The organism is Streptococcus sp. 596553, assembly GCF_900411395.1.
In the GTDB taxonomy this organism is placed as follows: domain Bacteria; phylum Bacillota; class Bacilli; order Lactobacillales; family Streptococcaceae; genus Streptococcus; species Streptococcus mitis_BA.
Window position 1 is genome coordinate 462,296 of sequence record NZ_OXCQ01000001.1, and the last position, 25,677, is coordinate 487,972.

Here is a 25,677-nt window from a genome sequence, read left to right on the forward strand (position 1 = left end):
TATGGTAAGATAGTAGTAGGAAACGAGGTGATAATATGCTCAAGCAAGAAAAATTAACCAAAATTTTAGAGATAGTAAATAGTAAAGGAACCATAACGGTTAAACAGATTATGGACGAAATAGCCGTTTCAGATATGACTGCAAGACGCTATTTACAGGAATTAGCTGATAAAGATTTACTGATTCGTGTGCATGGTGGAGCTGAAAAACTTCGAACCAACTCCCTTTTGACTAATGAGCGATCAAATATTGAAAAACAAGCCCTCCAAACGGCAGAAAAACAAGAAATAGCCCGTTTTGCAGGCAGTCTAGTAGAAGAAAGAGAAACTATTTTCATTGGACCAGGAACAACATTAGAATTTTTTGCGCGTGAGTTACCTATTGACAATATCCGCGTCGTGACCAACAGTCTACCTGTTTTTCTGATTTTAAGCGAACGAAAATTAACAGATTTGATTTTAATAGGTGGAAATTATCGCGAAATTACAGGTGCTTTTGTTGGCACATTGACCCTACAAAATCTCTCTAATCTCCAATTTTCTAAAGCTTTCGTTAGCTGTAATGGTATTCAAAACGGAGCTCTAGCTACTTTTAGCGAGGAAGAGGGAGAGGCTCAACGCATCGCCCTCACTAATTCCAATAAAAAATATTTACTAGCTGACAATAGTAAGTTCAATAAGTTTGATTTTTATACTTTCTATAATGTATCAAATCTTGATACTATTGTTTCAGATTCTAAACTAAGTGATTCAATCCTTTTTGAGCTATCTAAACTTACTAAAGTCATCAAGCCTTAATAAACTGAAAGATTCTGGTTAACAACTCAATTTCAGAAGTAAATCTTCCCACAATAAAACGCATAGTATCAAGGTTTTCAACACCTGATATTATGCGTTTTTCTGCGTTAAAGACTTTTTTCCCAATTGCTTTATCTGCCACCTCAAATCTATGCATTGAGAAACCTGCGACTTGCTTTCTAGTTTAAAGTTGCTCTTTGATTTTCATTGAGTATAAGCAACGTAATTAGATAAGAGTTTTGCAGAGTACTAGATATAAGATTTAACTTTTTTGGAAATTGGTTACGATTGTTGAAACGGCATAAAATCTGAATCAAAGGAGATAGTATCCCATTCTTCAGGATTGATAAAATTTAAAAACAAATTTTTAAATTCTTCCAGCTCATAGTCTGAATGACAAATCCATTCTTTACCGGTCGAGACATACCATTTCCCAAGGCTTTTCAGTTCTTCATTCGTCAAACACGGTATTTGAGAACATTTTTCGAAATTTATAATATAAACTTTTTCATAAATAGATTGGATAAAATCTTTGAACATCTTTTTGCCTCACTAAAATTCTATATCTAATGACTCATTCTACTACTCAATCACTTGAGTTTCCGCTACTTTCTTGTACCAGTGAGCTGATTTCTTAGGATAACGTTCTTGCGTTTCAAAATCTACATAGAAGAGACCGTAACGTTTCTCATAACCATTTGACCATGAGAAGACATCCATCAATGACCAAATAAAGTAACCTTTTACATTAGCGCCATCTGCAATAGCATCAGATAATACTTCCAAGTGTTGTTTGACATAATCAATACGGCCATCATCGTAAACAGTGTTATCAATGAACTCATCTTTATATCCGAGACCATTTTCAGTGATGTAAATCTTCTTGTAGTTGGGATAATCTTTCTTCACACGCATAATTTGGTCATATAAACCTTGAGGATAGATAATCCAATCCCAGTCCGTACGTGGTACATAATCAGGTGCTACGCGACGACCAATACCTTTGATTTGGTATTTAGAGCTTCCCTTCTCACCTTTACCGTTATGGATGATTTCTGTTTCACAATCGCAAGCTTCCATCCAGTCACTCATATAATAGTTAATACCAAGGAAATCGTTCAAATCTTTTGCTGCTTCTAATACTTCGAAATCTTCTTCACGAAGATCCAAGCTACCACCATTGACTGATAAGATATGGTTGACACCTTCCATCGTTTCATCTGAATAGTGTCCAAGATAAGTTGCATCCAAGATAAATTTATTATGAATGATATCTTCCAACTCAGCAGCGCGAACATCTGCTGGATTTTTAGGATCCAAAGGATACTTGCTTGGCAGGGCATGAACAACACCAATTTCACCTTTATAGCCTTTCTCTTTATATAATTTTACCGCACGCGCATGAGACACCATCATATTATGGTGTGATTGAAAGACTTTGGCAAGGTCGTACTGGATACCTGGAGGGAATTTACCAACTAAATATTGACCATCACCAATCGGCCCAATTTCATTAAAGGTCGTCCAATAGTTTACTTCTGGAAATTCTTCAAAACAGAAGGCAGCGTAGTCTACAAAGTGTTCAATATTTTCACGGTTTAAGAAGTCCCCATTTGAGTGGAGAGCTTCTGGCGTGTCAAAGTGATGAAGAGTTACAAAAGGCTCAACATGACGTTTGTGACACTCTGCAAATAAATTATGATAAAACTCGACACCTTTCTGATTTACTTGACCGTAACCGGTTGGGAAAATACGTGACCAAGCAATAGAAATTCGAATACCATTAACACCATACTCTTCTGCTAGCTTGAGGTCAACTGGGTATCGATTGTAAAAATCACTGGCTGGTTCTGCAGTGTACCAGTAGTTATCTTCGAGATATTTATCCCACGCTACTGGTCCTTTACCATCAGTATGTGTAGCACCTTCTGCTTGATAAGCAGCTGTTGCGCCACCGAAAATAAAGTCTTTTGGTAATGTTTTTGTCATATAATTCTCCTTTTAATTAAAAAAGAAATAAGATGGAGAGGAGGCTAGTGAGGCTTTATTCTCCATCTCACTTCTAATCTTTTATTTTTCGAATTGAGCTTGTACAAATGCTAGAGCACCTTTTCCATCACGAGTTAGTTTGATGTATTGAGCGCCTTCTGTCTTGGCAAGTTTAATACCGAGCTTATCTGTTTCTGCTTTCATGTCTTCAAAGTTTGAAGCAACTTGAGGGGCTAGGATAACCAAATCAAACTCTGGCAACATTTCACGGTGAGCACCATAGCCACCTGCTGCTGCTTTCACAGGGACATTGTATTCTGCTGCTGCCTTGTTCAAAGCATTTGCAAGAAGTCCACTTGTCCCTCCACCTGCACAGAGAACGAGGACATTTGTTTCTTCAGTGATGGTATTTTGCGCTGCTTCTACACCTGCTTTTTCAAGAATAGCATCCGCTTTTGCAGTGTTGAAGTTTGCAGCAACTTTTTCTTTCAATTCATCATTAGACTTACCTGAACGCTCTTCTTCAAGAATTTGTTCATCATAAACTTTAAGGAATGGATAGTAAATGACAACGTCAACCACAATTAGAAGGGCAGCAAGAGCGAATGATAAGAACTGGAAGTTTGTACCAAGGACAATCCCCAAAGGTCCAGGAGTAACCCATGGAAGGTTGGCAGTAAATGAGTTCATGCCAAGTGTTTCGATAAAGAACTTAAAGATCCATACGTTTGCAATTGGAGCAAAGATAAATGGAATGAAGAAGATTGGGTTCAAAACAAGCGGTGCACCAAACAAGATTGGTTCATTTACACCAAAGAAAGTTGGAACTACTGAAGCACGTCCGATTGCACGGTTACGTTTTGATTTTGTTAACCACATGAACATGAATGGAACAACCAGTGTCGCACCAGTACCACCCATGGTCACGATAAACATTTGTGTACCAGAAGTAAGAATCTTGTCAGCGTGCATCCCTTGTTGGAGAAGGTTCAAGTTGACTTCGGCATTGGCATAGGTAATAGCTGCGATTGCTGGTTCAACGATAGACGGACCATGGATACCAACAAACCAGAAGAAGGCAAAGGCACCAAAGATAATCGTAATACCTAGATAACCATCAGCAGCAGAGAATAATGGAGCAAAGAATTTACCGATTGATTCAGCTACGCTTGCACCAACAAAATGACGAGCTAGTAAATCAAGAGCATAAAGAGAAACCACTGATAGAGTGAATGGAATCACATCTTTAAAGACTTGTGAGATATTTGGTGGGACTTCGTCAGGCATGCGAATAGTGACATTGTTCTTAACACAAACCTTATAGATTGCTACAGTCACAAAGGCTGCTAGGAAGGCTGAAAGCAAACCTTTTGTTCCTAGGAATTCTGTTGCAAAGCCACCTTCAATTGGATCAGCTGCCAACATCAATAATCCAACAATAGCAGCTAATAGAGTTGACATATAGTTGATTTGGTTGGTTTTTTCCATGCTACGGTTAACAGAGTCTGTTAATGATTTAGCAGTCGTACCAGCTAGCAAAAGTGCGAGAATACCCATAGAATAGCTATAAGGTTTCATCAGAAAGGCTACAACTTCATCAGACCATTTAAAGCCCCATGAGTTTGGTACAAAGGCGATTAAGATAAAAATACTTGAGAAGAGAATAACAGGCATACCTGCAATGAAACCATCACGAATAGCACGAAGATAGATATTACGAGATAGTTTTTCAAAGAAAGGCTTTCCTTTCTCGATAAATGCAATTAGTTTATTCATTACTTAACTCCTCTCTTATAAAGTTCGATTAAATGGTGCATTAGGTCTTTTAACAAGATAGTTGTCATCAAGTGATCTTGACCATGCATCATGGTCACACTATAAGCCAAATCCTCGCCAGCTGCTTCCTTCGTCAATAGACTTGTTTGCGCGTGGTGAGCCTCAGCAATACAGCTACCAGCTTCCTCTACAAGAGCGTCCGCTTTAGCAAAATCACCAGCTTCAGCAGCCTTCAAGGCTTCCAATAGTTTTGAACGAGCATCGCCAGCATAGGCTACGATTTCAAAACCTAACAATGTTACTTCTTCTCTATTCATGATAGAATTCTCCTTATATAATTTTAAATAATTTTTATGACAATAAACGTTGGATATGTAGAACTAGATAAACTCGTTCACTTTTATACAAATCAAGACCTGTATGTTGCGTAATCACATCATAAATCTTGGAACCAATCTCGAAGGCTTTTGGATAGGATTGTTTGATATGGTCTTCCATATCCAGAAGTGATTGGTTATCATCTCTAGATCTGTCTAAATAATCCAAGAAATAATTCAGATGAATCATAAAGCGATCATAGAAATGGGTATTCTCTTTGGTTCGTTGAATTGCATAGTCCTTTAAAACTTCTTCAACATTCCTGAGAATTTCTTTCCTCTTATCAATCGACTTAACTACTTCTACTTCATTCTCGCCTTCGGCATTGATGAAATGATAAGCAATCCGAATAATTTCGTCTTCAGGAAAATGATCGGTCAGTTTTTGACGATAAATTCCAAATGCTTCATTTGCGATTTGAAAAGCGACAGGATACTTAGCGGAAATATCTGGCAGATTACTATCCTTGTACCTTCCTTGTGCTAGAGCTTGGTAAGAACAGTAAATATGATCTGTCAAGGTTACGTAGAGATACTCTTGAATCGGATAATGATATTTCTTTGAGAGCTTATCAATAATCTCATAGGTCACTGTGATAAAATCAAGCGGAACATCTTTGAGGAGAGCCATAAAGTTTTCCCTAGACTCTTCGGTCTTCATCCGAAAGATTTTCTCAACCTGATGTTCAGCAATCAAATCCCCCTTCTTCTTTCCGAATGCAATCCCCTTACCAATCACAATCACTTCTTCTCCTTTATCATTTCTGACAAGCGAGACATTGTGATTCATTGGATTTAGAATTCGATACATGTCAACCTCCTTTTATATATTAAAGGTATATGAGTATAAAAAATGACCACAAATGAACTAGAAAATCAGCCGATTTCTAATTCACCTGTGATCATGCCTAATATTACTTAGTAACACTCACCTTGTATTAACTTGTGATTTAAGTATAGCACAAGTAAGTTAATTTGTAAACCTTTACATACAACTTTTTTAAAATTTTTTTAGATTCATGTTCCTAGACTATGAGGACTTTCTTACACGCGTTCTTTCCATGAAGTCGCTGTTGTTTGAAGAACTTTATTGAGTTCGTCAATATTTTCAAATCCAGTTGTACGTAGCCATTCGCGAGCTGCTGATTCACCATCTTTGATGTATGCTTCAACTGATCCAGCCCATGTTGCACGGCCACAAAGAACTCCGTTAAAGTTTGCACCTGATTCGTGAGCAAATACAAGAGTATCTTGGAAGAGTTTAGCTGATACACCAGCACTCAAGTAGATGTATGGCAAGTTAGTTGCTTCATCTTGTGCTTTGAAGAAGGCTGCTGCTTCTTCACGTGTATAAACTACTTCACCTTCAGCGAAGCCTTCAACATATTTAATGTTAACAGGAACTTCAACTTTCAAGACATCAATGTTAAAGCGTGGGTCTGAGAAGACTTTCATAGCACCGATAACTTTGTGTGGTTTTACTTTAGCGTATTCTACAGAACCAGCGTCAGCAATTTTTTCATCGTAAGCAAGAATTTCAAGGAAGAATGGGATATCTTCAGCCACACACTCAGAACCGATACGTTCGATGTAAGCTTGTTTTTCTTGGTTGAGTTCGTCTGAGCTATCTACATCGTAGTAAAGCAAGAATTTAACTGCATCTGCACCTTCTTCTTTAATACGTTTTGCAGACCAAACATCCAAGCAGTCTGGCAAGCGTTTTGTGCTTGTTGTATCATAACCTGTTTTTTCATAAGCAAGGAGAAGACCAGCTTTTTCATCAAGAGCTTTAGTCGCTGGAAGTCCATACTCAGGGTCAAGAAGCATAGATGAAGCGTATTTAGTCAATTCATCTGCTACCAAAACTTTAAGTTCTTCCATTTGAGCCACAGTTGGTTCTTCTGTTTGGTGTTGAGCCATGAGGCGTTTCAACGCACCACGTTGGTCAAATGCAAGAGCTGAGATGATACCATTTTCATCAGAAAGTTTTTCTAAGCGTGCACGTTTTTGTTCTGTTAAAGCCATTTTATACCTCTTTTACTATTATTTGATCATATAGAGCTTGATAGTTGGCCATGTTGACATGACCAGTTATTTTTTCTTGAGCATTGAGCATACCAAGGACATTTGCCTTGATGAGTAATTCTGCATCCGATTCTTTGTGAAGAAGTCCTGAAGAAATTCCTGCCACAGTAGAATCTCCAGATCCAACAGGATTGACTACCTGAATTCTAGGAATATCTACCTTGTAGAAAGTGTCCTCATGTTTGGCAAAGGCACCGTTGGCACCAAGTGAAACGATAATCCATTCAATACCTGCAAACAAAGGCTCTTGAAGGACTTCTTTTAATTCATCCAAATCCTCAGAAACTTCTCTTCCTAGAAGTTGAGACAATTCTTCATTATTTGGTTTGATGACTGTTGGTTTATGTGGTGATTCAAGAACCGCCTGAAGCGCTGCACCAGAGCAGTCCAAGACTACAGGCTTACCAGCTTGATTAGCAAGTTCTACCAAGCTCGCATAGTAATCAACTGGAAGACCAGCTGGCAGACTACCTGAGATAGCTACTACTTCAACTGACTCTAGGAGATTTTTAAAATGTTCCAAAAAGTCTTGACCTTCCTGTTCCAATACTTCAGGACCTTTTTCAAGAACCTCTGTTTGGTTATCTCCATGAAGAATAGCGATACAGTTACGAGTTTCTCCCTGAATTGAGAAGAAATCTTTCTTAACTTGATCATCGATATGTTCAACCAAAAACTCACCAAGTTTGCCACCCACTAAACCAGTAGCAAGAACAGAATCACCAAATTCTGAAAGTACGCGAGTAACATTGAGTCCCTTACCACCAGCCGTTTTGGTTACATCCACCACACGATTGACAGTATCAATCTTCAACTCATCCAAGGGATAGGAAATATCGATGGATGGGTTCATTGTGACTGTTAAAATCATAGGTTACCTCTTAGTCGTGGTATTCTCCACGATCCCATTTTTCAAGGAATTCAGTGAAGAAGTTTGCGTCTGTTTGTTGAGCATTGTGACTTTCAAGGTGTTCAATTTTCGCAATCAATTTTTTGTTTTCTTCAGATGGTTTGTATTCAGCATGGATGAAAGCTTCGATGATATCGCACATGAGCAATTCACCAGTAATCTTACCACCAAAACCGATAACGTTAGCGTTCAATTGTTCTTTAGCATAAAGGGCTGTTGTCATATCACGAACCAAGGCAGAACGGACACCTGGAACTTTATTTACAGCGTTGTTGATACCAACACCAGTACCACAGATACATACTCCAAGATCAGCTTGACCACTAGTTACAGCTTCCCCTACTTTTTTACCAAAGATTGGGTAGTGAGTACGTGTATGGTCATATGTACCAAAGTCAATGACTTCATATCCTTTTGATTTCAAAAATTCTGAAACCGCCATTTTTTCATCTGTTACGATGTGGTCACATCCAATTGCAATTCTCATTAGTTATTCCCTCCGATTAATTATATAAATCTCATATCATTTATCCTTGCTCAAGAAAAATCAAGATTAGCTTAGGAAGCGAGCTGCAAGCATAACTGAGGTTAGCTAAAGTGAGCTGACGACAGATTATCTTGATTTTTGAAGAGTATTAGCACATTTTGTTCAACATATCGACCCGAATTTGGTGACGACCACCGTCGTATTTACCGTTAACAAATCCTTTAGCGATGTTTTTAGCCAATTCATCACCAACTAGTTGTGCACCCATAGTGATCATACGTGAGTTGTTGTGGCCACGAGTCATATAAGCTGAACGTTCATCAGAAACTTCTGCAGCAACCATTCCTTTGATTTTTGTTGCGACCATAAATGGACCAGCTCCATAAGCATCAATCACGATACCAAGGTTTTGTTCTTCTTTGTTTACTTCTGCAGCAACAGCAAGAGTCACATCAACAAAGTCTTGACCTTCAACTGTAACATCCACAACGTGGAAGTTTTCTTTTTCTAAGAAGTCTTTCACAACTTCTTTCAATCTCAAACCTGCAGCATCTGCACCGATAACAATAGACATATTGTATACTCCTTTTTATTTTTTCTATGCTGGATTCCAGCAGTGTATTGGCTGTCTTTAAAAAACAGTCAATTAGTCCTCACAAACATAATATACTACTATTGTTTGAAAAAGTCAACAGTTTGTGTTTGTTTTTGTTATTTATTTTTTACTTTTTTATAAAACTTCTATCTCAAACCCTATTTCTTCAACCTGATTGGCTTCTAAGAGACGAACATTCTTCTTATCTTCTAAATGATCTCCTTCTTCAAGGGATGTTGACAAACCAGACCATGGTTCAAAGGCAATGAAAGGACCTTTATTCAAAGTTGACCAGATGATGAGATTTGGAAACTCTGCAAAGTTCACTTTCAATCCCTTATCATGTTTACGAGAACGAAGGGCAATTGTTCTAGATTGCAATTCATCTAAGGTGACTGCATCTGTACTGAAAAGATTATAGCTAAGGTCTAATTCTTTTTGATTCTCTAACCATGGACTTCTATCTTGAAAATCAAGCAGACCCGTGTCTGGGAAAGGACGTGGAACAGAGCAAGTCTCTTCTTTCTCAAACTCTAAATAGTAATCTTCATAGACTTCATCATCCAGTAGAGGACAATTAAATCCTGGATGTCCACCAATAAAGTAAGGCATGACCTTGCTAGTTTCTTTATTAAATATTTTGTATTGAGTCCGTACTGTCTTGTCAGTAAGGCTATAAGTAATCTCTAGGCGGAAATGATAAGGGTAGTTCTGATAGCTATTTTCATCGTCTTCAATTGCAAAAGTTACACTCTTATCTGTCTGTTCAACTAATTCAAATTCTTTCTTACGAACCAAACCATGACGAGGAATGTTTCCTTTTCTTTCTTGCCCCTTCTCATCTATATAGAGGGCTGTATCCTCTCTCAAAGAACCACAAATGGGGAAGAGAACAGGAGCTTGTCCACTCCAATAAGTGGGATCCCCTTGCCACAAATACTCAACTCCCTCAGCATCTTTTATAGAAGAAAGAGCCCCACCAAAACTGTTAAATTCAACTCTTAATTGTTCTGATTTTAATTCAATTACCATTATTTTCTCCGATTTCTTGATAGTTTATAAAAAACTAGGCTGTCACTCCTAATGGTATGACAACCTAGTTTCAACAATTTACACTCTTCGAAAATCCAATTCAAACTTCGTCAGCGTCGCCTTGCCGTACTTTAGTACAGCCTGTAGCTAGCTTCCTAGTTTGCTCTTTGATTTTCATTGAGCTTACATTTTATAGGAGCGCATTATTTTGCTTTTGCTGCGTACTCTTCGTTACGTTTGATCATTTGTTTTCTGTACCAAGCAAAGATACCGATATAGAATACAAGGAAGACTACAGCACCAAGGATTGCTTTGATATCACCAGTTGTAGTGTTACCAATTGTCCAACCAAGAAGTTTTTCGATTGGTCCTTCAAGAGTTGAGTGAGTGATCAATTGAGTTTCGCTCACACCTGCTGGGAAGGCACCTACACCTTTAGCAAGCTCTGTTGCAAATGGTGCAATAAGTGTACCTGAAAGAAGGAAGAGTGGCAACAAGAGTGTTCCGAAGATGATCATACGGAGCAATTTACCACGAGTTACAACCAAGAGAGCTGGAGTAACACCCATAGCGATGATACCTGCAAGTGGCAAAATACCATTTCCGACTTTTGAAAGAAGCACTGCTTCGATCAACATGATTGGTGCAAGTACGTTGGCACAAGCCCAGATTTCAGCACGACCAGCGATGAAAGGCCAGTCAAGACCGATGTTAAATTTACGTCCTTGAAGACGTTTAGTAGCAACGTTTGTAATACCTTGTGAAAGTGGTTCTACGGCTGCGATGAACCATGAACCAATAAGTGAGAAGAGTTCCAAAGATACACCGGCAGTCAAACCAAGAGACAACCATCCTCTGATAACAAGACGCCATTTATCTGCATCTTCAACTCCTGCAATTGGATGTGGAGTTCCCATAATACCGATAACGATACCAAGGATGAAACCGATAAAGAATTTAGAACCCCAGAAACCGATTTTCTTGTTCAATTTAGCAGCGTCAAAGTCATATTTATCAAGTCCTGGGAAGAATTTTTCAAAAATCTTATCCAAAACCATGATAACTGGGTTCATCATGTAGTTCATGTGAGTTGAAGTCATTGGTGATGAACTTGGTGCATTAAGAAGGTCATCAAATGTAGGTTTCATCAAGTCAGAGTTGATAATTTTCAACACACCAACAAGGACGATAGCTGCTGTAGCAATCAAGAGTGAAACCCCTTGGCTCACACCGTTGTTGTCTGCATACCATTTAATCAAAAGACCTGTGATAGACAAGTGCCAGATATCGAAGATATCGACGTCAAGTGTATCAGTTTTCTTCATAGCAAGCATTACTACGTTGACAATCAACATGATAAGCAAGAAGTAAAGTGTCCAAGCAGATCCCCAAGTGATTGTTGCAAGTGGTGCCCAACCAACGTCAGTGATACTCAATTGGATACCAGTGTTTTCAACGAATTTTGCAAGTGATGCTGAGAAAGCACCATTTAGCATACCGATGATGGCACCGATACCTGTAAGGGCGATGGCAAGTTTGATACCACCTTCAAGCGCTTTGGAGAATTTCACTCCAAAAAGTAAAGCCAATACTGTCAAAATGATTAACATGATGACAGGTCCACCCATATCTAAGACGGGTGTAAAGACCTCTTTGATTAGGTCAAAGATTGCATCCATAACAGTTCCTCCCTTTTTTATGTTATATGAATGTTAACAAATTAAAATTAGCTTAACCCGTGTTCTTTGATAGCTGCTTCAATATTATCATATACTGGAGCACTCATAGCTGGGATACGGAATAAGATTGGTCCAGCTTCGATAACTGGAATACCTGGGTCAAAACCAAGGTCTGTCGCAGCAATTGGTGTGAAGATGTCATAACCTTTGATAAGGTCTTCGTTAACGTCTTTGACCATAACTGCATCACAGTGAACATCGTAGCCACGGTTTGAAAGTTCTTCTTCAAGAGCACTTTTAATTTGGTGGCTTGAGTTAACACCTGCACCGCAGGCAGCAAGAATTTTAATCATATGGATCTCCTCCGATTTAATATTTTTAATAGACAAGATTAAGCGATTGCTTCAGCGATATAAGCATAGAGGGCTTCTGGTTCAGAAATTTTTGATAGGTCTTCAAGATGACCATTTCCTGTGAAGAAGTCCATCAACTGAGCAAGAATGTTGGTTTGACTTGAACTCGAGTTATTGATGATAAAGAAGAGTAAGGATACTTCTACTTCCTTATCCGGCGCAATCATATTGTGGAAGGTCACCGGTTTCTCTAATCGAACGACCACAACTTTTTCAGCCAGATTATGAACAATATCTGTGTGAGGAATAGCCACATTCGGCAAATCCTTACCCAAAAATTCCATATCTAAGCCTGTTGGAAATGACTTTTCACGCGTGATCAAGGCTTCACGATAGGTCGGAGTTACGATTTCTCGTTCTTCCAATAAAGTTGCAACCTGATCAAAGAGATGTTCTTGATTATCCGCTTCTAAGCAAAACACAAGGTTTTTGTCAAAGAAATAATCTAATCCCATAAGGTTTTCCCTTCTTTCCATTAACTTTATGCCATAAGTATAACACTATATGAAATCGTTGTCAATAGTTTTCTGTTGATTTTTGTCTCTTTTTTTATATTTTTGTTGTGTTTATAGTTTGTTATATAAAAATAAACACACAAACAAATACTACCAGCATTTTTTCTGTTCTAATACTCAATGAAAATCAAAGAGCAAACTAGGAAGCTAGCCGCAGGTTGCTCAAAACACAGTTTTGAGATTGTAGATAATACTGACGAAGTCAGCTCAAAACATGATTTTGAGGTTGTAGATGAAACTGACGAAGTCAGCTCAAAACATGATTTTGAGGTTGTAGATGAAACTGACGAAGTCAGCTCAAAACATGATTTTGAGGTTGTAGATGAAACTGACGAAGTCAGCTCAAAACATAGTTTTGAGGTAGTAGATAAGACTGACGAAGTCAGTGATCATATCTACGGCAAGGCGACGCTGACGTGGTTTGAAGAGATTTTCGAAGAGTATAAAAACTAAAAAAGCAGGCCATTAAAGCCTGCTTTACTATTGATTCTTATACAAATTTCCTATGAACAAGGAAATGTATTCCTGATAACTTATTCTTCATCCATGCTCAAGACGCTGAGGAAGGCTTCTTGCGGAACTTCTACTGATCCGATAGCTTTCATACGTTTCTTACCAGCTTTTTGTTTTTCAAGGAGTTTACGCTTACGAGAAACGTCACCACCATAACATTTAGCAAGTACGTTCTTACGAAGGGCCTTAATATCAGTACGAGCGACAATCTTGTGTCCAATAGCCGCTTGGATTGGAACTTCAAATTGTTGACGAGGGATAATTTTCTTGAGTTTATCAACGATAAGTTTTCCACGTTCGTAAGCAAAATCCTTGTGAACGATAAAGCTGAGGGCGTCCACCTTGTCTCCATTGAGAAGGATATCCATTTTGACCAGCTTAGATGGACGATACTCTGACAATTCGTAGTCAAAACTTGCATAACCACGTGTCGAAGACTTAAGTTTATCAAAGAAGTCAAAGACGATTTCAGCAAGTGGAATTTGATAGATAACATTAACACGATTGTCATCAATATAATCCATAGTCACAAAGTCCCCACGCTTACGCTGAGCTAATTCCATTACTGCCCCGACAAACTCCTGCGGCACCATGATTTGCGCCTTGACATAAGGCTCTTCAATGGTCGCAATCTTAGTTGGATCTGGGAACTCAGATGGGTTAGACACATCCATAGATTCGCCGTCTGTCAGATTGACTTTATAGATAACAGACGGAGCTGTCATAATGAGGTCGATATTGAACTCACGCTCTAAACGTTCTTGAATAACATCCATATGAAGAAGTCCAAGGAAACCACAACGGAAACCAAATCCAAGTGCCTGAGATGTTTCTGGTTCAAACTGCAGACTGGCATCGTTGAGCTGCAATTTTTCAAGCGCTTCACGCAGGTCATTGTACTTGTTTGACTCGATAGGATAGAGACCCGCAAAGACCATAGGATTCATCTGCTTGTAACCATGTAATGGCTCTGCCGCAGGATTGGTTGCCAAGGTAACGGTATCACCCACACGAGTGTCTTGAACCGTCTTAATAGAAGCAGCGATATATCCAACGTCACCAGTCGCAAGGAAATCACGACCAACTGCTTTCGGAGTAAAAATACCAACTTCGGTCACATCAAAGGTCTTACCATTGCTCATGAGCTGAATCTTATCTCCAGGTTTGACCACTCCGTCCATGACACGCACTTGGAGGATAACCCCACGGTAAGCATCGTAAACAGAGTCGAAAATCAAGGCCTTAAGTGGTGCCGTCACATCACCCGTTGGTGCTGGTACTTTTTCTACGATTTGCTCAAGGATGTCTTCAATACCGATACCAGCCTTGGCAGAAGCCAAAACTGCTTCACTAGCATCCAAACCAATGACATCTTCAATCTCAGTACGCACGCGCTCTGGATCCGCTGCTGGCAGGTCAATCTTGTTAATGACTGGCATGATTTCCAAATCATTGTCCAAGGCCAGATAAACGTTGGCAAGGGTTTGGGCCTCAATTCCTTGAGCAGCATCAACCACTAAAATCGCTCCTTCACAGGCAGCTAGCGAACGCGAAACTTCATAGGTAAAGTCCACGTGACCTGGCGTGTCAATCAAGTGGAAAATATAAGTTTCTCCATCTTTTGCAGTATAATTCAGCTCAATGGCATTCAACTTAATGGTAATCCCACGTTCCCGCTCTAAATCCATGCTATCCAAAAGCTGGGCCTGCATTTCACGACTTGAAACCGTCTCTGTTTTTTCCAAAATGCGGTCTGCTAGAGTTGATTTCCCGTGGTCAATGTGGGCGATAATAGAGAAGTTACGGATCTTCTCCTGTCGTTTTTTCAATTCTTCTAAGTTCATGATTCTCTTCCTTTCAGGGTATCTATTTATTATAAATTGTTTTTGACATTTTGACAAGACCATACCCTGCTAGGAGTACTAATCTTCAGCGACAAAGCCGTCATTTTCGATAAAGTGATGTTCTGTCATTCCTTGGTCTGTAAAGACAATCCCGTGAAGGACACCACCATAGACAGCTCCTCCATCCATTCCAATCTTACCGTCTTCTGTCACCCAAAGCTCAGCTGTACCGCGTTCTTGCTGTAATAAACCATAAACTGGTGTATGACCAAAGACAATGATTTTTCCAGTATGATTTTCTGCTTCGTGGAATGGTTTTCTAAGCCATACTTTTTTATAATCTGTGGTTTCATGCCAGTCATCCAAGGTCAAATCAATACCTGCGTGAACAAAGATATACTTGTCGGTCTCTACCACAAACGGCATTTGACGAATGAATTCGACCAAGTCTGCTGCTTCAGTAGCAACACGCTTGGCATCCTCGACCCCATCAACTGGTGCATCCAAGGGACGACCTAGGATAGAGTTAATGGTTGTATCTCCACCATTGCGACGATAATGGTCATAGCTTTCTTCTGGGTCATCGAGCCAAGTCAAAAACATATACTCGTGGTTTCCTGACAAACAGATAGCCCCTTGATTATCTACTAAATCCTTAACCATTTCAAGGACACGGCGACTATCTTCACCGCGGTCAATCAAATCCCCTAGAAAGAGCAACTGGGTCTGACCATCCCATGTTTTGAGAAGGTCTTCTAGCATTCCAGCTTTTCCATGAACATCTCCAATTACATAATAATCTGTCATCTTATTTCTCCCTGTTTCTCAACAATTCTCTGGCTTGCGTCAGAGCTGCTTCCGTCACATCATCACCTGCCAACATCTTGGCAACTTCCTCCACTCGCTCTTCAACCGTCAAAAGACGAACAGTCGAAACTGTTGAATGGTCATTGCTAATCTTCTCAATAAAGAATTGATAATCCGCAATCGCAATCACTTGTGGCAAGTGGGAGATAGCCAGAACCTGCCCATGCTGGCCAATCTTGTGAATCTTCTGTGCAATAGCCTGAGCTACACGGCCTGAAACTCCTGTATCCACCTCATCAAAGACAATGCTGGTCTTACCTTCTTTGCGAGAAAAGGCAGACTTGATGGCTAGCATGAGACGGGATAATTCCCCACCAGATGCAACCTTAACCAAGGGTTTAAAGTCTTCTCCAGGATTGGTTGAAATGTAAAATTCGACCATTTCATTACCCTCACGACTGAATTTACCCTTGCTAAAACGAACTTGAAACTGGGCTTTTTCCATATAAAGATCTTGAAGCTCTTGTTTAATCTCTGCTTCGAGCTGCTGAGCCAAGTCATGACGAGCAGATGCAAGTTGACCTGCCAAATCAACAAGATTGACTTCCAATTTCTTGAGCTCTGCTTCCATGTCCTCAGACGAAAGGTTATTACCTGTCAATAGATTGTATTCTTCTGTAATTTTAGCAAAATAAAGCAAGACATCGTCTACAGTCCCACCATACTTACGGGTAATAGTGTGAAGGAGGTCCAAACGATTCTCAACCTGCATGAGGCGATTGCCATCAAAATCAAGGTCCTCAATAATAGCTTCCAAACGCTTGCTAATATCTTCTAAGACATAGTAGGTCTCAGACAGTGAGCTTGAAATCTCACGGTATTCAGGGTCGTACTCTTCGACACTTTCCATGTCATTCATGGCCGAACGAACATTGGCCAGACTCGAGAACTCTTCATTGTCTAACATACTGTAGGCATTGGTCAGTGTATCCGCAATATTTTTATGGTTGAGCAGTTTATCACGCTCTTGATTGAGAGCCAAATCTTCTCCAGCCTGCAAGTTTGCTGCCTCAATCTCTGCCATTTGAAATTCCAACATTTCGATACGTGCCTTGTGTTCCTGCTGGTTTTTCTTGACTTCCAGAACCTGCTTGCGCATTTTTCGATAAGCATCAAAACTCGTTTGATAGGTTTCTTTCAATTCCCAAAAAGCTACATCGCCGAATTCATCCAACATCTGGATATGGAGCTGAGGACGCATTAACTCCTCTTGGTCATGCTGACCATGAATATCAACCAGATGTTGCCCAATAGCGCGCAAAACAGATAGATTAACCATCTGACCATTTACACGGCTGATACTACGACCATTTTGCAGAATTTCTCGACGGATGATAATCTCATCACCCATTTCTAAACCTTGCTCATCAAAAATTTCCTGCAAAAGGCGACTATTCTCAACTGAGAAAAGCCCCTCAATCTCTGCCTTTGGCGCACCATGACGAATAACATCTGTCGTCGCACGAGCTCCCAACATCATATTCATGGCATCAATGATAATCGACTTCCCTGCACCCGTTTCACCAGTCAGGACTGTCATCCCCTTTTCAAAATTGAGGGAAATAGCCTCAATAATGGCAAAGTTTTTTATCGAAATTTCAAGTAACATATAGACCTACCAATTTTTTACTTGTTCAAAGATTTCCTCAGCTAGACTTTCACTTCTGGCAATGACTAAAATCGAACTATCATCAGCCAAACAGCTAAAAATCTTATCCGCAAAAGTCTCGATTAACTGAGCTTTTACAAAAGCTGTATTTCCTGGAATAACTTGGAGATTAATCATCTTATCCATCAATTCAGCTGATTCAATATTGTCTTCAGCCAGTTGCAAACTTTTCACGATTGATTTTGGTAATTCATAGACATAGGTGTTATCTCTCAAAGGAATTTTGACAATACCTAGTTCTTTGATATCTCGTGATACCGTCGCTTGAGTGGCAGTGATACCTGCTTCTTTCAAATGTTCTACAATTTCTTCTTGTGTACCGATTTGATAATCTGTCACAAATCGTCTAATTTTTTCAAGTCTCTCTTTTTTATTCATTTTTAAATTGACTATGCGCCCTCTCTACTACTTCTTCAATATCAGCAAGAACCTGATTGCTTGCTGACTCTTCTTTTTTCAAATACGCTAAAAACTCAATATTTCCATGACCGCCTTGGATGGGAGAAAAGTCCAAACCAAGGACTGAAAATCCTTCCTCTACTGCCATGGTTGTGACAGATTCAAGGACATGTTGATGAACCTTGGCATCACGAATGATTCCATTTTTCCCAATCTGCTCACGTCCTGCTTCAAATTGGGGCTTAACCAGAGCCACAACCTGACCTTGATCTGCCAAGACACGGTGCAAGGCTGGCAAAATCAGACTGAGGGAAATGAAACTTACATCAATACTGGCAAAGCTCGGCTCCTGCTCGAAATCAGTCTTTTCAGCATAGCGGAAATTAAACTGCTCCATGCTGACAACTCGCGGATCCTGGCGCAATTTCCAAGCCAATTGATTGGTACCAACATCAACTGCAAAGACTAACTCAGCACCATTTTGCAACATGACATCGGTAAAACCTCCAGTAGAGGCACCGATATCAATCGTGGTCGCACCATCCACTGACAAATCAAAGACCTGCAAGGCCTTTTCCAGTTTCAAACCACCACGGCTAACATATTTGAGTTTCTCCCCCTTGAGTTTTAACTCGGTGTCATCTGGAATTTTCTCTCCTGGCTTGTCAAACCGTTCTCCGTTAAGAACTGCTACGACTAGACCAGCCATGACACCACGCTTGGCCTGCTCTCGCGTTTCAAACAAGCCCTGTTTATAAGCTAGTACATCCACTCTTTCCTTAGCCATTGATTCTCAAACTTTCTACTACTTTTACAATCGATTCTGTTTCAAAAGGAACCTGCTGGGCAATTTCTTCTAATTTGGCATTAGCTTGATCCAATGTTTGGTTACAAAAGGCAATAGCCTCTTCCAAGCCCAACAAGGCTGGATAGGTTGACTTTTCTGCCTGTAGATCCTTTTGTGGTGTCTTACCAATTTCTTCAAAACTAGCTGTCACATCCAGCACATCGTCTCTGACCTGAAAAGCCAGTCCAATCAATTCACCAACAATTTTCAGCTTCACCTGCATTTCAGGTTCCAATTCGGCTATAATAGCAGCCGCTTGGAAGGGATAAGCTAGTAGTTTTCCAGTCTTATTAGCATGAATGGTCTGAAGTTCTTCCAAAGACAAGTGCTGGTGTTCGCCCTCCATATCCAAAACCTGCCCTGCCACCATGCCCAGACTTCCTGACGCTAGGGATAAGTTAGCAATCAAATCCACCTTGATCTGACTTGGCAAATCTGCCTGCGCTATCAAGGCATAGGGATCTAGGAACAAAGCATCTCCAGCCAAAATGGCCATAGCTTCACCGAATTTCTTATGGTTGGTCAAACGCCCTCGACGGTAATCATCATCATCCATGGCAGGAAGATCATCATGAATCAAACTCCCTGTATGAATCATTTCCAAGGCCGCAGCCACCTGTGCATGTGCTGGTTTAATAGCCACCTGCAAGGCTTCCAGAACTTCTAACAAGAGAAAAGGTCGAATACGCTTGCCACCAGCATGAATGGAATAGAGAACAGACTCTCGTAAACTAGAAGCAAACTGCTGATCTCCATAAAAGTCTTCCAAGGCCGACTCGACAAGAGCTAATTTTTCTTGCTTTTTCATTCAAAATCACTTTCTGTTCCGTCTTCTTGCATGACCTTGACCAAGGTCTTTTCAGCCTTGTCCAGCGTCGCTTGGAGCTCTTTTGACAAGACCATACCCTTTTGAAAGGCAGTAATCGCATCTTCCAGAGCAATTTCACCATTTTCCAAACTTTGGACGATGGTTTCCAGTTCTGCTAGATTTTCCTCAAATTTCTTTTGTTTTGACATCTTTAACCTCTAATTCTACTTGACCATCTCGCATCAAAAGCGTTACTTGATCTTTTTTCTTCAAACTCTCAACCGAATCAACCACGGACTCTTCTTTTTTGACAATAGCATAGCCACGCGCCACGATTCGACTGGTATCCAACATCAACAAGGCTTCTGAAAGTCGCTTGACTTCAGCAACCTTGGCATCATAAACCAAAGCCATTTGGCTACGTAGGAGCTTGTCTAACTGACCTAGACGGTCTTGATAACGTTGGATTTTGGTAACAGGTGATAACTGAACCAGTCTATGCGTCCTTGCTTGTACTATCTGTTTGTTATCAGAAATCCGTGTTCGCAAATTTTGTTTTAAGCGCAGTTGCAGTTGATCCAAGCGTTGCATATAGCCATCATACAAACGCTCTGGCTGTCTAAAGATAACAGACTGACTGCATTTTTTCAAAGCTTCTTGTTTCTTAGATAGGACATTTCGCACTGCCGTTGCCATCCGTTTTTCCTGATTTTGCAAATGAGCTAATAGATCCAACTTGGTCACAGGTGTTGCTAGTTCAGCAGCAGCCGTTGGTGTCGCAGCGCGGCGATCTGCCACAAAATCTGCCAAGGTCACATCCGTCTCATGCCCCACACTAGAAATAACTGGCAAGCGAGATTCAAAAATAGCCCGTACCACAATCTCTTCGTTAAAGGCCCAGAGATCCTCGATGGAACCACCACCACGACCAATAATCAGCAAATCCAAATCGTCACGTTGATTGGCACGCGCAATATTTCGAGCAATTTCCTCCGCAGCCCCTTCACCTTGAACCTTGGTCGGATAGAGAAGAATGTCAACACCTGAAAATCGCCTGCTGACGGTCGTGATAATATCTCGAATAACGGCTCCACTGCGACTGGTCACTACACCAATTCTCTTAGAAAATTGGGGCAGAGGTTGCTTGAATCTCTCTTGAAACAGGCCTTCTTCCGTCAATTTTTTCTTGAGTTGTTCAAACTGAATCGCAAGCGCACCAACTCCATCAGGCTCTGCCTTTTCAATGATGATGGAGTAGCTACCACTTGGTTCATAGACCTGTACACGCCCAATCACATTGATCTTCATTCCTTCTTCCAGGTCGAAACCTAATTTCTGATAAATTCCAGACCAGATGGTCGCTTGAATAACTGCATGGTCATCTTTTAGGGAGAAATATTGGTGAGTAGGTCGTTTACGAAAGTTGGAAACTTGACCAGTTAAATAGACCCGTTCCAAGTAAGGGTCTTTATCGAATTTCATTTTCAGATACTTGGTCAAAGTTGTTACCGATAAATACTTTTCCATCTCCACCTACTATTCATTTACTTGCTCTTTCATGGGTATTATTATACCAAAAATATGCCTAAAAATCTCCATTTATGTACCATTATGAGGGAAAAATAGAAAAAGGAGGCAAGGCCTCCACATCTGATTATTTGCTGTTTCGAGCTTCTTCCAAAATCTTTGCAATCTTGGTCGTCAACAGGTCAATAGCAACTGTATTGCTGACTCCCTCAGGAATGACAATATCAGCATACCGCTTGGTTGGCTCGATAAACTGGTGGTACATGGGTTTGACCACGCCTAGATACTGGTCAATAACGCTATCAAGGCTACGGCCACGTTCTTCCATATCGCGCTTAATACGACGAATAATGCGCACATCATCATCTGTATCCACAAAAATCTTGATATCCATCAAATCACGCAGACGCTTGTCCTCCAAGACCAAAATCCCCTCAACGATAAAGACATCTTGAGGCTCTTGACGATAGGTCTTGCTACTCCGTGTATGTTCTGTATAGTCATAAGTCGGGATGTCCACCGGACGACCCGCCAACAATTCCTTAATCTGCTCGATCATCAAGTCTGTATCAAAGGCAAAAGGATGGTCATAGTTGGTTTTGACACGCTCTTCAAAGGTCAAGTGAGACTGATCCTTGTAGTATGAATCATGCTCAATCATGGAAATCTTTTCATCTGGAAAATGCGATAAAATGGCTCTTGAAACACTGGTTTTTCCCCCACCAGAACCACCTGTCACTCCGATAATGATTGGTCTATTTTGCATGCTATCCTCCGTTTTTTTATCCGTCGTCTATTCTATCACATTTTTTACAAAATTTATAGTCTGATTTGGATAGTCTAAGGGAAACATTTTCAATCCATACACCCCAGTTAGACTAGCTAAAAACCTTCCTTGGCTTGTAGAGATTGTCTCGTTTTTCTAGAATGGCTAGCAATGTATCGCCTTCAAAGGCAGCTAGTTCTTTGTCCGTTTGGTCGAGCTCAATAAAACGACCAAAGCGCACTTCTGTAGCCTCTTCTGGAGTTAAGAAAACTTTAACAAGGTCGCCTGTTCCAATCTCTAGAGGATGTAGAAAGTCCAGCTGCCCAACCTCCACTTTTCTAGCAATTTCTTCCAAGGTAAGAGCATCTTCTAGTTGCAAACCAGCTGCACTAGTTCGAGTCAGATGTGACATATGAGCCGCATAACCAAGCTTCTCTCCCAAGTCAACCGATAAGGTACGAATATAGGTTCCCTTGCTACATTTCACACGAAAAGTGAATCGTGCAAGATGGCCATCATAAGAAATCGAACTTGTCCGTTCAAATTGATAAATAGTTACCTGACGTTCTGGACGCTCCACTTCCTGATCAGCACGCGCATACTCATAGAGCTTGCGACCATTGACCTTGACAGCCGAATACATAGGAGGAATTTGGGTAATAGGCCCAGTCAGATTCGTAATCGCTTCATCGACAAACTTTTCATCCAAGGGCGACAAAACAGGTGTCTCTGCGACCACTTCCCCACTAGCATCCTCGGTCGTCGTGGAATAGCCGAGAGTGATTTCTCCCTCATAGACCTTACCCTCGTCCTGCATAAACTCGACCATGCGGGTCGCCTTGCCAACTGCAATGGGCAAAACACCCACCACATCCGGATCCAAGGTCCCACCATGACCAATTTTCTTGGTTCCCAAAATCTTACGCAGTTTAAAAACCGCATCATGCGAGGTCATCCCCGCTTCTTTTTTTAAGTTGATAATACCGTTCATTTTTGCTTTCTCACTCCCCCTTCAGCGCTTCAAACTTCGCTTTCATTGTTGGATTTTTTCGGGTCAATTTTTTAACAGAGACATCTTCCAATTTGTTGTTAGCTAGACGGAGTTGGTTTTCGGATGTGGTTAGGAACTTCTTAACCTCTTCCATGCGTTTGATGGCCTTGTCGATTTCATCAATAGCTTTACCAAAGTTGGTCGAAGCTGAATTATAGTTTTTAGCAAAAGCTAACTTAAAGGCATCCAAGTCCTCCTCAAAATGAGTTATGTCAATATTTTGCTCCCGAACCAAGGCCAACTCCTGCTTGTATTTTAGGGAATTAAGCGCCGCATTTCGCAAGAGCCCAATCAACTGGATAAAGAATTGAGGACGAACCACATACATCTTTTCATACTCGTGGCTGACATCAACAATCCCTGTGTTAAAGTAATCATTATCAGCCTCAAGCATGGTCACCAAAACCGCATACTCACAGTTCTTCTCCCGACGGTCCTTGTCCAATTCCTTATAAAAATCTGCATTCTTATGCTTCTTCTCTGTTCCGTCCGCTTCATTTTTCATCTCAAACATGATGGAGATAATCTCTACTCCATTTTCATCACATTCACGGAAGATAAAGTCTCCTTTAGAACCACGCGCAGAAACCTTGTTATCCTTCTCAAAGTAAGCATTTGGAAAGGCAAAACTACGGACCTTGTTAAACTCACTCTCTGCATACTGTTCTAGGCTTTCCCCAATCGCTTTTGTAGATTGTTGAGCCTTAAAATTCTTATAAAACTCGACTTGTTCACTTGCTGCTTTGAGCTGTGCTTCATAGTTTTGTTTAACAGAAGCAAGAGAAAGCTCATTTTCTTTTTCTTGTAAGAGAAGCTGGTTTTTGACCTGATCTCGTTCTTTTTCTAGGTCAGAAAGGGTCTTTTGTAGTTGATTTTCATGCTCCAAACGCAAGGTAGCCAATTGGTTTTCCAAAGCTTGTACTTCCTTGTCCTTAGCCAATAAGGCCTCATGGCTTGTCTGTTCAACTTCTTTCTTGGCCAGTTCTTTCTCTGTATCAAAGTTTTGGATTTGACTCTGTAATTGCGCAATTTCTTGGTCTTTTTGAGCTAGTTTAGACTGTTGCTCATTCATGGCCTTTTGCTCAGCCAAAGCCAGTTCCTGCTTCATCCGATCATGTAGTTCCTTATCAAACTCTGCTGTTCTCACTTGAGACAGAAGTTCGGCATACTGACTTTCATTTACTGTAAAGACTTCCCCACAGTTGGGACATTTGATTTCGTTCATAACGTTCCTCTTTCTAGACTTCTGTAACCATTATATCATGCCTGAGGAAAAATCAAAAACAGCGAGTCGAAACCCACTGTTTATCTTCTTTTACTTTAAATTTTTTCCAAGGCCAAGCGCAAGTCCTCAATCAAATCCTCTACATTTTCAAGTCCGATAGACAAGCGAATTTGGTTTGGTGTGACACCGGCTGCTTCTAGGTCTTTTTCTGACAATTGACCGTGAGTGGTTGTTGCTGGATGGACAACAAGCGATTTAGCATCTGCCACATTTGCAAGGTCAGAAAAGATTTCTAAATGATCAATTACCTTGCGTGCTTCTGCCTCCCCACCTTTGACATGGAAGGTAAAGATTGAGCCCACACCTTTTGGCAAGTATTTCTCAGCCAAGGCATGATAAGGACTATCTGCAAGTTTTGGATAATTTACTTTTTCTACCTTAGGATGGTTGACAAGAAAATCAACAATTTTCTCAGCATTTTGAACATGGCGTTCCACACGAAGTGAAAGGGTTTCAAGTCCTTGGAGCAAGAGGAAGGCATTAAATGGCGACAAGGCTGCACCTGTATCACGAAGCAATTGAACACGGACAGCGATAATAAAGGCTGCAGCACCCACATCACGAGTATAGCTCAAGTTATGATAGCTTGGATCTTCCTCAACAAATTGAGGGAATTTACCTGAAGCCGCCCAGTCAAAACGACCACTATCGACAATCACTCCTCCAATAGTCGTACCATGCCCACCGATAAACTTAGTCGCTGAGTGAATAGCAATATCTACACCGTGAGAAAAGACATTAATCAAATATGGTGTAGCAAAGGTATTGTCAGAAACGAGTGGAATCTGGTGTTTATGCGCAATCTCAGCCAATTTTTCCAAGTCAGGAATGTTAATCAAGGGGTTACCCAAGGTTTCAATCAAAACAAGCTTGGTATTGTCATTGATAGCTGCTTCTACTTCCTCCAAATTATCCACATCCACAAAGGTTGTTGTGATCCCATAACGAGGAAGGGTTTCTTTCAAAAGATTAAAGGTTCCACCGTAAATAGTTGATGCTGCTACAACATGGTCACCAGCATGGGCAAGAGCCAAAATCGTATAAGTCACTGCAGCCATACCTGATGCGGTTGCAAGAGCTCCAACACCACCTTCAAGGGCAGCAATTCTTTCTTCAAAGGCAGCTGTTGTAGGGTTGGTGATACGAGTATAAATGTTCCCTGGTTTCCTCAAGGCAAACAGATCGGCACCTTCCTGCGTATCATCAAAAACAAAGGATGTTGTCTGATAAATCGGCACTGCACGAGACTTAGTTGCTGGATCAACTACTTGCCCAGCATGCAATTGTAAGGTTTCAAATTTAAAATCACGAGTCATAAGGCGACCTCCATATAGTTTCATTAAGGATATTGTAGCACTATCGACCTATCTTGACTAATACCTCTTTTTTATATTTTGATATAAGGAGTGACTATTACTTCTTACGAAATCGAAAAAAGCACGACTC

The 25,677-nt window shown here is 40.5% G+C and carries 28 protein-coding genes; 2 read left to right on the forward strand and 26 right to left on the reverse strand.

Annotated features, from left to right (window positions below):
• The first annotated feature begins 35 nt into the window (after window positions 1-35).
• The gene (locus tag DSY56_RS02305) at window positions 36-797 is read left to right on the forward strand and encodes a DeoR/GlpR family DNA-binding transcription regulator (RefSeq protein ID WP_112443721.1); all 762 of its coding nucleotides are present in this window, start codon (window positions 36-38) and stop codon (window positions 795-797) included.
• Here the strand turns inward: DSY56_RS02305 and DSY56_RS11980 are convergent.
• The 14 genes from DSY56_RS11980 to DSY56_RS02375 all read right to left on the reverse strand — a co-directional run bounded on the left by DSY56_RS11980 (window position 787) and on the right by DSY56_RS02375 (window position 12,595).
• Window positions 787-954, reverse strand: coding sequence for a hypothetical protein (locus DSY56_RS11980; RefSeq protein ID WP_200832333.1), 168 nt, complete (start codon window positions 952-954; stop codon window positions 787-789). The genes DSY56_RS02305 and DSY56_RS11980 overlap by 11 nt on opposite strands.
• Window positions 955-1,079: 125 nt before the next feature.
• Window positions 1,080-1,337: a DUF3884 family protein gene (locus DSY56_RS02310; protein WP_112443722.1), complete on the reverse strand. Its 258-nt coding sequence runs from the start codon at window positions 1,335-1,337 to the stop codon at window positions 1,080-1,082.
• 42 nt (window positions 1,338-1,379) lie between these two features.
• A complete protein-coding gene (gene lacG / locus DSY56_RS02315; protein WP_112443723.1) occupies window positions 1,380-2,786 on the reverse strand; it encodes a 6-phospho-beta-galactosidase in 1,407 nt (468 codons plus the stop codon).
• Window positions 2,787-2,867: 81 nt separating this feature from the next.
• The gene (locus tag DSY56_RS02320) at window positions 2,868-4,562 is read right to left on the reverse strand and encodes a lactose-specific PTS transporter subunit EIIC (RefSeq protein ID WP_112443724.1); all 1,695 of its coding nucleotides are present in this window, start codon (window positions 4,560-4,562) and stop codon (window positions 2,868-2,870) included.
• Window positions 4,562-4,879: a PTS lactose/cellobiose transporter subunit IIA gene (locus tag DSY56_RS02325; protein ID WP_023936918.1), complete on the reverse strand. Its 318-nt coding sequence runs from the start codon at window positions 4,877-4,879 to the stop codon at window positions 4,562-4,564. Before DSY56_RS02325 ends, DSY56_RS02320 begins: the two co-directional genes overlap by 1 nt.
• A 34-nt stretch (window positions 4,880-4,913) precedes the next feature.
• Window positions 4,914-5,750, reverse strand: a complete 837-nt coding sequence (locus DSY56_RS02330) for a PRD domain-containing protein (RefSeq protein WP_112443725.1) — start codon at window positions 5,748-5,750, stop codon at window positions 4,914-4,916.
• A 233-nt stretch (window positions 5,751-5,983) separates the two neighbouring features.
• The gene (gene lacD / locus DSY56_RS02335) at window positions 5,984-6,964 is read right to left on the reverse strand and encodes a tagatose-bisphosphate aldolase (protein ID WP_061439149.1); all 981 of its coding nucleotides are present in this window, start codon (window positions 6,962-6,964) and stop codon (window positions 5,984-5,986) included.
• Window position 6,965: 1 nt separating this feature from the next.
• Window positions 6,966-7,895, reverse strand: coding sequence for a tagatose-6-phosphate kinase (locus DSY56_RS02340; protein WP_112443726.1), 930 nt, complete (start codon window positions 7,893-7,895; stop codon window positions 6,966-6,968).
• A 10-nt stretch (window positions 7,896-7,905) separates the two neighbouring features.
• The gene (gene lacB / locus DSY56_RS02345; protein WP_001216910.1) at window positions 7,906-8,421 is read right to left on the reverse strand and encodes a galactose-6-phosphate isomerase subunit LacB; all 516 of its coding nucleotides are present in this window, start codon (window positions 8,419-8,421) and stop codon (window positions 7,906-7,908) included.
• Window positions 8,422-8,569: 148 nt separating this feature from the next.
• Window positions 8,570-8,995, reverse strand: a complete 426-nt coding sequence (lacA, locus tag DSY56_RS02350) for a galactose-6-phosphate isomerase subunit LacA (RefSeq protein WP_061453572.1) — start codon at window positions 8,993-8,995, stop codon at window positions 8,570-8,572.
• Window positions 8,996-9,151: 156 nt separating this feature from the next.
• Complete coding sequence (locus tag DSY56_RS02355; protein WP_112443727.1) at window positions 9,152-10,048, reverse strand: aldose 1-epimerase family protein; 897 nt, start codon at window positions 10,046-10,048, stop codon at window positions 9,152-9,154.
• A gap of 203 nt (window positions 10,049-10,251) precedes the next feature.
• On the reverse strand, window positions 10,252-11,727 hold the full coding sequence (locus DSY56_RS02365; RefSeq protein WP_112443728.1) for a PTS galactitol transporter subunit IIC: 1,476 nt from the start codon (window positions 11,725-11,727) through the stop codon (window positions 10,252-10,254).
• A 47-nt stretch (window positions 11,728-11,774) separates the two neighbouring features.
• A complete protein-coding gene (locus tag DSY56_RS02370; protein WP_000590550.1) occupies window positions 11,775-12,080 on the reverse strand; it encodes a PTS sugar transporter subunit IIB in 306 nt (101 codons plus the stop codon).
• Window positions 12,081-12,118: 38 nt separating this feature from the next.
• Entirely contained in the window at window positions 12,119-12,595 is a 477-nt protein-coding gene (locus DSY56_RS02375) for a PTS sugar transporter subunit IIA (protein WP_000522067.1), read from the reverse strand.
• A 180-nt stretch (window positions 12,596-12,775) separates the two neighbouring features.
• Here DSY56_RS02375 and DSY56_RS12220 point away from each other — a divergent pair, with 180 nt between their 5' ends.
• On the forward strand, window positions 12,776-13,108 hold the full coding sequence (locus DSY56_RS12220; protein WP_234990543.1) for a hypothetical protein: 333 nt from the start codon (window positions 12,776-12,778) through the stop codon (window positions 13,106-13,108).
• An 80-nt stretch (window positions 13,109-13,188) separates the two neighbouring features.
• Here DSY56_RS12220 and lepA read toward each other — a convergent pair whose 3' ends face one another.
• The 12 genes from lepA to DSY56_RS02440 form a co-directional block, all read right to left on the reverse strand.
• The gene (gene lepA, locus DSY56_RS02385; protein ID WP_078238629.1) at window positions 13,189-15,012 is read right to left on the reverse strand and encodes a translation elongation factor 4; all 1,824 of its coding nucleotides are present in this window, start codon (window positions 15,010-15,012) and stop codon (window positions 13,189-13,191) included.
• A 78-nt stretch (window positions 15,013-15,090) separates the two neighbouring features.
• The gene (locus DSY56_RS02390; protein WP_112443730.1) at window positions 15,091-15,819 is read right to left on the reverse strand and encodes a metallophosphoesterase family protein; all 729 of its coding nucleotides are present in this window, start codon (window positions 15,817-15,819) and stop codon (window positions 15,091-15,093) included.
• Between the two features lies 1 nt (window position 15,820).
• Entirely contained in the window at window positions 15,821-17,488 is a 1,668-nt protein-coding gene (recN, locus tag DSY56_RS02395; RefSeq protein WP_112443731.1) for a DNA repair protein RecN, read from the reverse strand.
• A gap of 6 nt (window positions 17,489-17,494) precedes the next feature.
• Complete coding sequence (locus tag DSY56_RS02400; RefSeq protein ID WP_020900686.1) at window positions 17,495-17,926, reverse strand: arginine repressor; 432 nt, start codon at window positions 17,924-17,926, stop codon at window positions 17,495-17,497.
• The gene (locus DSY56_RS02405; RefSeq protein WP_112443732.1) at window positions 17,919-18,734 is read right to left on the reverse strand and encodes a TlyA family RNA methyltransferase; all 816 of its coding nucleotides are present in this window, start codon (window positions 18,732-18,734) and stop codon (window positions 17,919-17,921) included. The genes DSY56_RS02400 and DSY56_RS02405 overlap by 8 nt, the downstream gene beginning before the upstream one ends.
• The gene (locus DSY56_RS02410) at window positions 18,727-19,602 is read right to left on the reverse strand and encodes a polyprenyl synthetase family protein (RefSeq protein WP_112443733.1); all 876 of its coding nucleotides are present in this window, start codon (window positions 19,600-19,602) and stop codon (window positions 18,727-18,729) included. Before DSY56_RS02410 ends, DSY56_RS02405 begins: the two co-directional genes overlap by 8 nt.
• Window positions 19,599-19,811 (reverse strand): exodeoxyribonuclease VII small subunit, encoded by a 213-nt coding sequence (locus tag DSY56_RS02415; RefSeq protein WP_000043230.1) that lies wholly within the window; start codon window positions 19,809-19,811, stop codon window positions 19,599-19,601. Before DSY56_RS02415 ends, DSY56_RS02410 begins: the two co-directional genes overlap by 4 nt.
• Complete coding sequence (gene xseA / locus DSY56_RS02420) at window positions 19,789-21,129, reverse strand: exodeoxyribonuclease VII large subunit (RefSeq protein ID WP_112443734.1); 1,341 nt, start codon at window positions 21,127-21,129, stop codon at window positions 19,789-19,791. Before xseA ends, DSY56_RS02415 begins: the two co-directional genes overlap by 23 nt.
• A gap of 127 nt (window positions 21,130-21,256) precedes the next feature.
• The gene (gene udk, locus DSY56_RS02425) at window positions 21,257-21,895 is read right to left on the reverse strand and encodes a uridine kinase (RefSeq protein ID WP_001181376.1); all 639 of its coding nucleotides are present in this window, start codon (window positions 21,893-21,895) and stop codon (window positions 21,257-21,259) included.
• A 112-nt stretch (window positions 21,896-22,007) separates the two neighbouring features.
• Window positions 22,008-22,886: a tRNA pseudouridine(55) synthase TruB gene (gene truB, locus DSY56_RS02430; RefSeq protein ID WP_049524019.1), complete on the reverse strand. Its 879-nt coding sequence runs from the start codon at window positions 22,884-22,886 to the stop codon at window positions 22,008-22,010.
• 10 nt (window positions 22,887-22,896) lie between these two features.
• Window positions 22,897-24,171: a DUF2130 domain-containing protein gene (locus tag DSY56_RS02435; RefSeq protein ID WP_112443735.1), complete on the reverse strand. Its 1,275-nt coding sequence runs from the start codon at window positions 24,169-24,171 to the stop codon at window positions 22,897-22,899.
• A gap of 95 nt (window positions 24,172-24,266) precedes the next feature.
• Window positions 24,267-25,547 carry an O-acetylhomoserine aminocarboxypropyltransferase/cysteine synthase family protein gene (locus tag DSY56_RS02440; protein WP_000196318.1) on the reverse strand — a complete coding sequence of 427 codons (1,281 nt, stop codon included), beginning with the start codon at window positions 25,545-25,547 and terminating at the stop codon, window positions 24,267-24,269.
• Between the last annotated feature and the right edge of the window lie 130 nt (window positions 25,548-25,677).

Excerpts from the sequence above, each read along its gene's own strand:
- DSY56_RS11980 (WP_200832333.1), bottom strand. The coding sequence starts at position 954 with ATGCATAGATTTGAGGTGGCAGATAAAGCAATTGGGAAAAAAGTCTTT.
- DSY56_RS02365 (WP_112443728.1), bottom strand. The coding sequence starts at position 11,727 with ATGGATGCAATCTTTGACCTAATCAAAGAGGTCTTTACACCCGTCTTA.
- lacB (WP_001216910.1), bottom strand. The coding sequence starts at position 8,421 with ATGAGAATTGCAATTGGATGTGACCACATCGTAACAGATGAAAAAATG.
- DSY56_RS02400 (WP_020900686.1), bottom strand. The coding sequence starts at position 17,926 with ATGAATAAAAAAGAGAGACTTGAAAAAATTAGACGATTTGTGACAGAT.
- DSY56_RS02390 (WP_112443730.1), bottom strand. The coding sequence starts at position 15,819 with ATGACAGATTATTATGTAATTGGAGATGTTCATGGAAAAGCTGGAATG.
- DSY56_RS02305 (WP_112443721.1), top strand. The coding sequence starts at position 36 with ATGCTCAAGCAAGAAAAATTAACCAAAATTTTAGAGATAGTAAATAGT.
- DSY56_RS02340 (WP_112443726.1), bottom strand. The coding sequence starts at position 7,895 with ATGATTTTAACAGTCACAATGAACCCATCCATCGATATTTCCTATCCC.
- DSY56_RS02375 (WP_000522067.1), bottom strand. The coding sequence starts at position 12,595 with ATGGGATTAGATTATTTCTTTGACAAAAACCTTGTGTTTTGCTTAGAA.
- lacA (WP_061453572.1), bottom strand. The coding sequence starts at position 8,995 with ATGTCTATTGTTATCGGTGCAGATGCTGCAGGTTTGAGATTGAAAGAA.
- DSY56_RS02440 (WP_000196318.1), bottom strand. The coding sequence starts at position 25,547 with ATGACTCGTGATTTTAAATTTGAAACCTTACAATTGCATGCTGGGCAA.
- lacG (WP_112443723.1), bottom strand. The coding sequence starts at position 2,786 with ATGACAAAAACATTACCAAAAGACTTTATTTTCGGTGGCGCAACAGCT.
- DSY56_RS02325 (WP_023936918.1), bottom strand. The coding sequence starts at position 4,879 with ATGAATAGAGAAGAAGTAACATTGTTAGGTTTTGAAATCGTAGCCTAT.
- DSY56_RS12220 (WP_234990543.1), top strand. The coding sequence starts at position 12,776 with ATGAAAATCAAAGAGCAAACTAGGAAGCTAGCCGCAGGTTGCTCAAAA.
- DSY56_RS02355 (WP_112443727.1), bottom strand. The coding sequence starts at position 10,048 with ATGGTAATTGAATTAAAATCAGAACAATTAAGAGTTGAATTTAACAGT.
- xseA (WP_112443734.1), bottom strand. The coding sequence starts at position 21,129 with ATGGAAAAGTATTTATCGGTAACAACTTTGACCAAGTATCTGAAAATG.
- truB (WP_049524019.1), bottom strand. The coding sequence starts at position 22,886 with ATGAACGGTATTATCAACTTAAAAAAAGAAGCGGGGATGACCTCGCAT.
- DSY56_RS02435 (WP_112443735.1), bottom strand. The coding sequence starts at position 24,171 with ATGAACGAAATCAAATGTCCCAACTGTGGGGAAGTCTTTACAGTAAAT.
- lacD (WP_061439149.1), bottom strand. The coding sequence starts at position 6,964 with ATGGCTTTAACAGAACAAAAACGTGCACGCTTAGAAAAACTTTCTGAT.
- lepA (WP_078238629.1), bottom strand. The coding sequence starts at position 15,012 with ATGAACTTAGAAGAATTGAAAAAACGACAGGAGAAGATCCGTAACTTC.
- DSY56_RS02405 (WP_112443732.1), bottom strand. The coding sequence starts at position 18,734 with ATGGCTAAGGAAAGAGTGGATGTACTAGCTTATAAACAGGGCTTGTTT.
- DSY56_RS02370 (WP_000590550.1), bottom strand. The coding sequence starts at position 12,080 with ATGATTAAAATTCTTGCTGCCTGCGGTGCAGGTGTTAACTCAAGCCAC.
- recN (WP_112443731.1), bottom strand. The coding sequence starts at position 17,488 with ATGTTACTTGAAATTTCGATAAAAAACTTTGCCATTATTGAGGCTATT.
- DSY56_RS02415 (WP_000043230.1), bottom strand. The coding sequence starts at position 19,811 with ATGTCAAAACAAAAGAAATTTGAGGAAAATCTAGCAGAACTGGAAACC.
- DSY56_RS02410 (WP_112443733.1), bottom strand. The coding sequence starts at position 19,602 with ATGAAAAAGCAAGAAAAATTAGCTCTTGTCGAGTCGGCCTTGGAAGAC.
- udk (WP_001181376.1), bottom strand. The coding sequence starts at position 21,895 with ATGCAAAATAGACCAATCATTATCGGAGTGACAGGTGGTTCTGGTGGG.
- DSY56_RS02310 (WP_112443722.1), bottom strand. The coding sequence starts at position 1,337 with ATGTTCAAAGATTTTATCCAATCTATTTATGAAAAAGTTTATATTATA.
- DSY56_RS02330 (WP_112443725.1), bottom strand. The coding sequence starts at position 5,750 with ATGTATCGAATTCTAAATCCAATGAATCACAATGTCTCGCTTGTCAGA.
- DSY56_RS02320 (WP_112443724.1), bottom strand. The coding sequence starts at position 4,562 with ATGAATAAACTAATTGCATTTATCGAGAAAGGAAAGCCTTTCTTTGAA.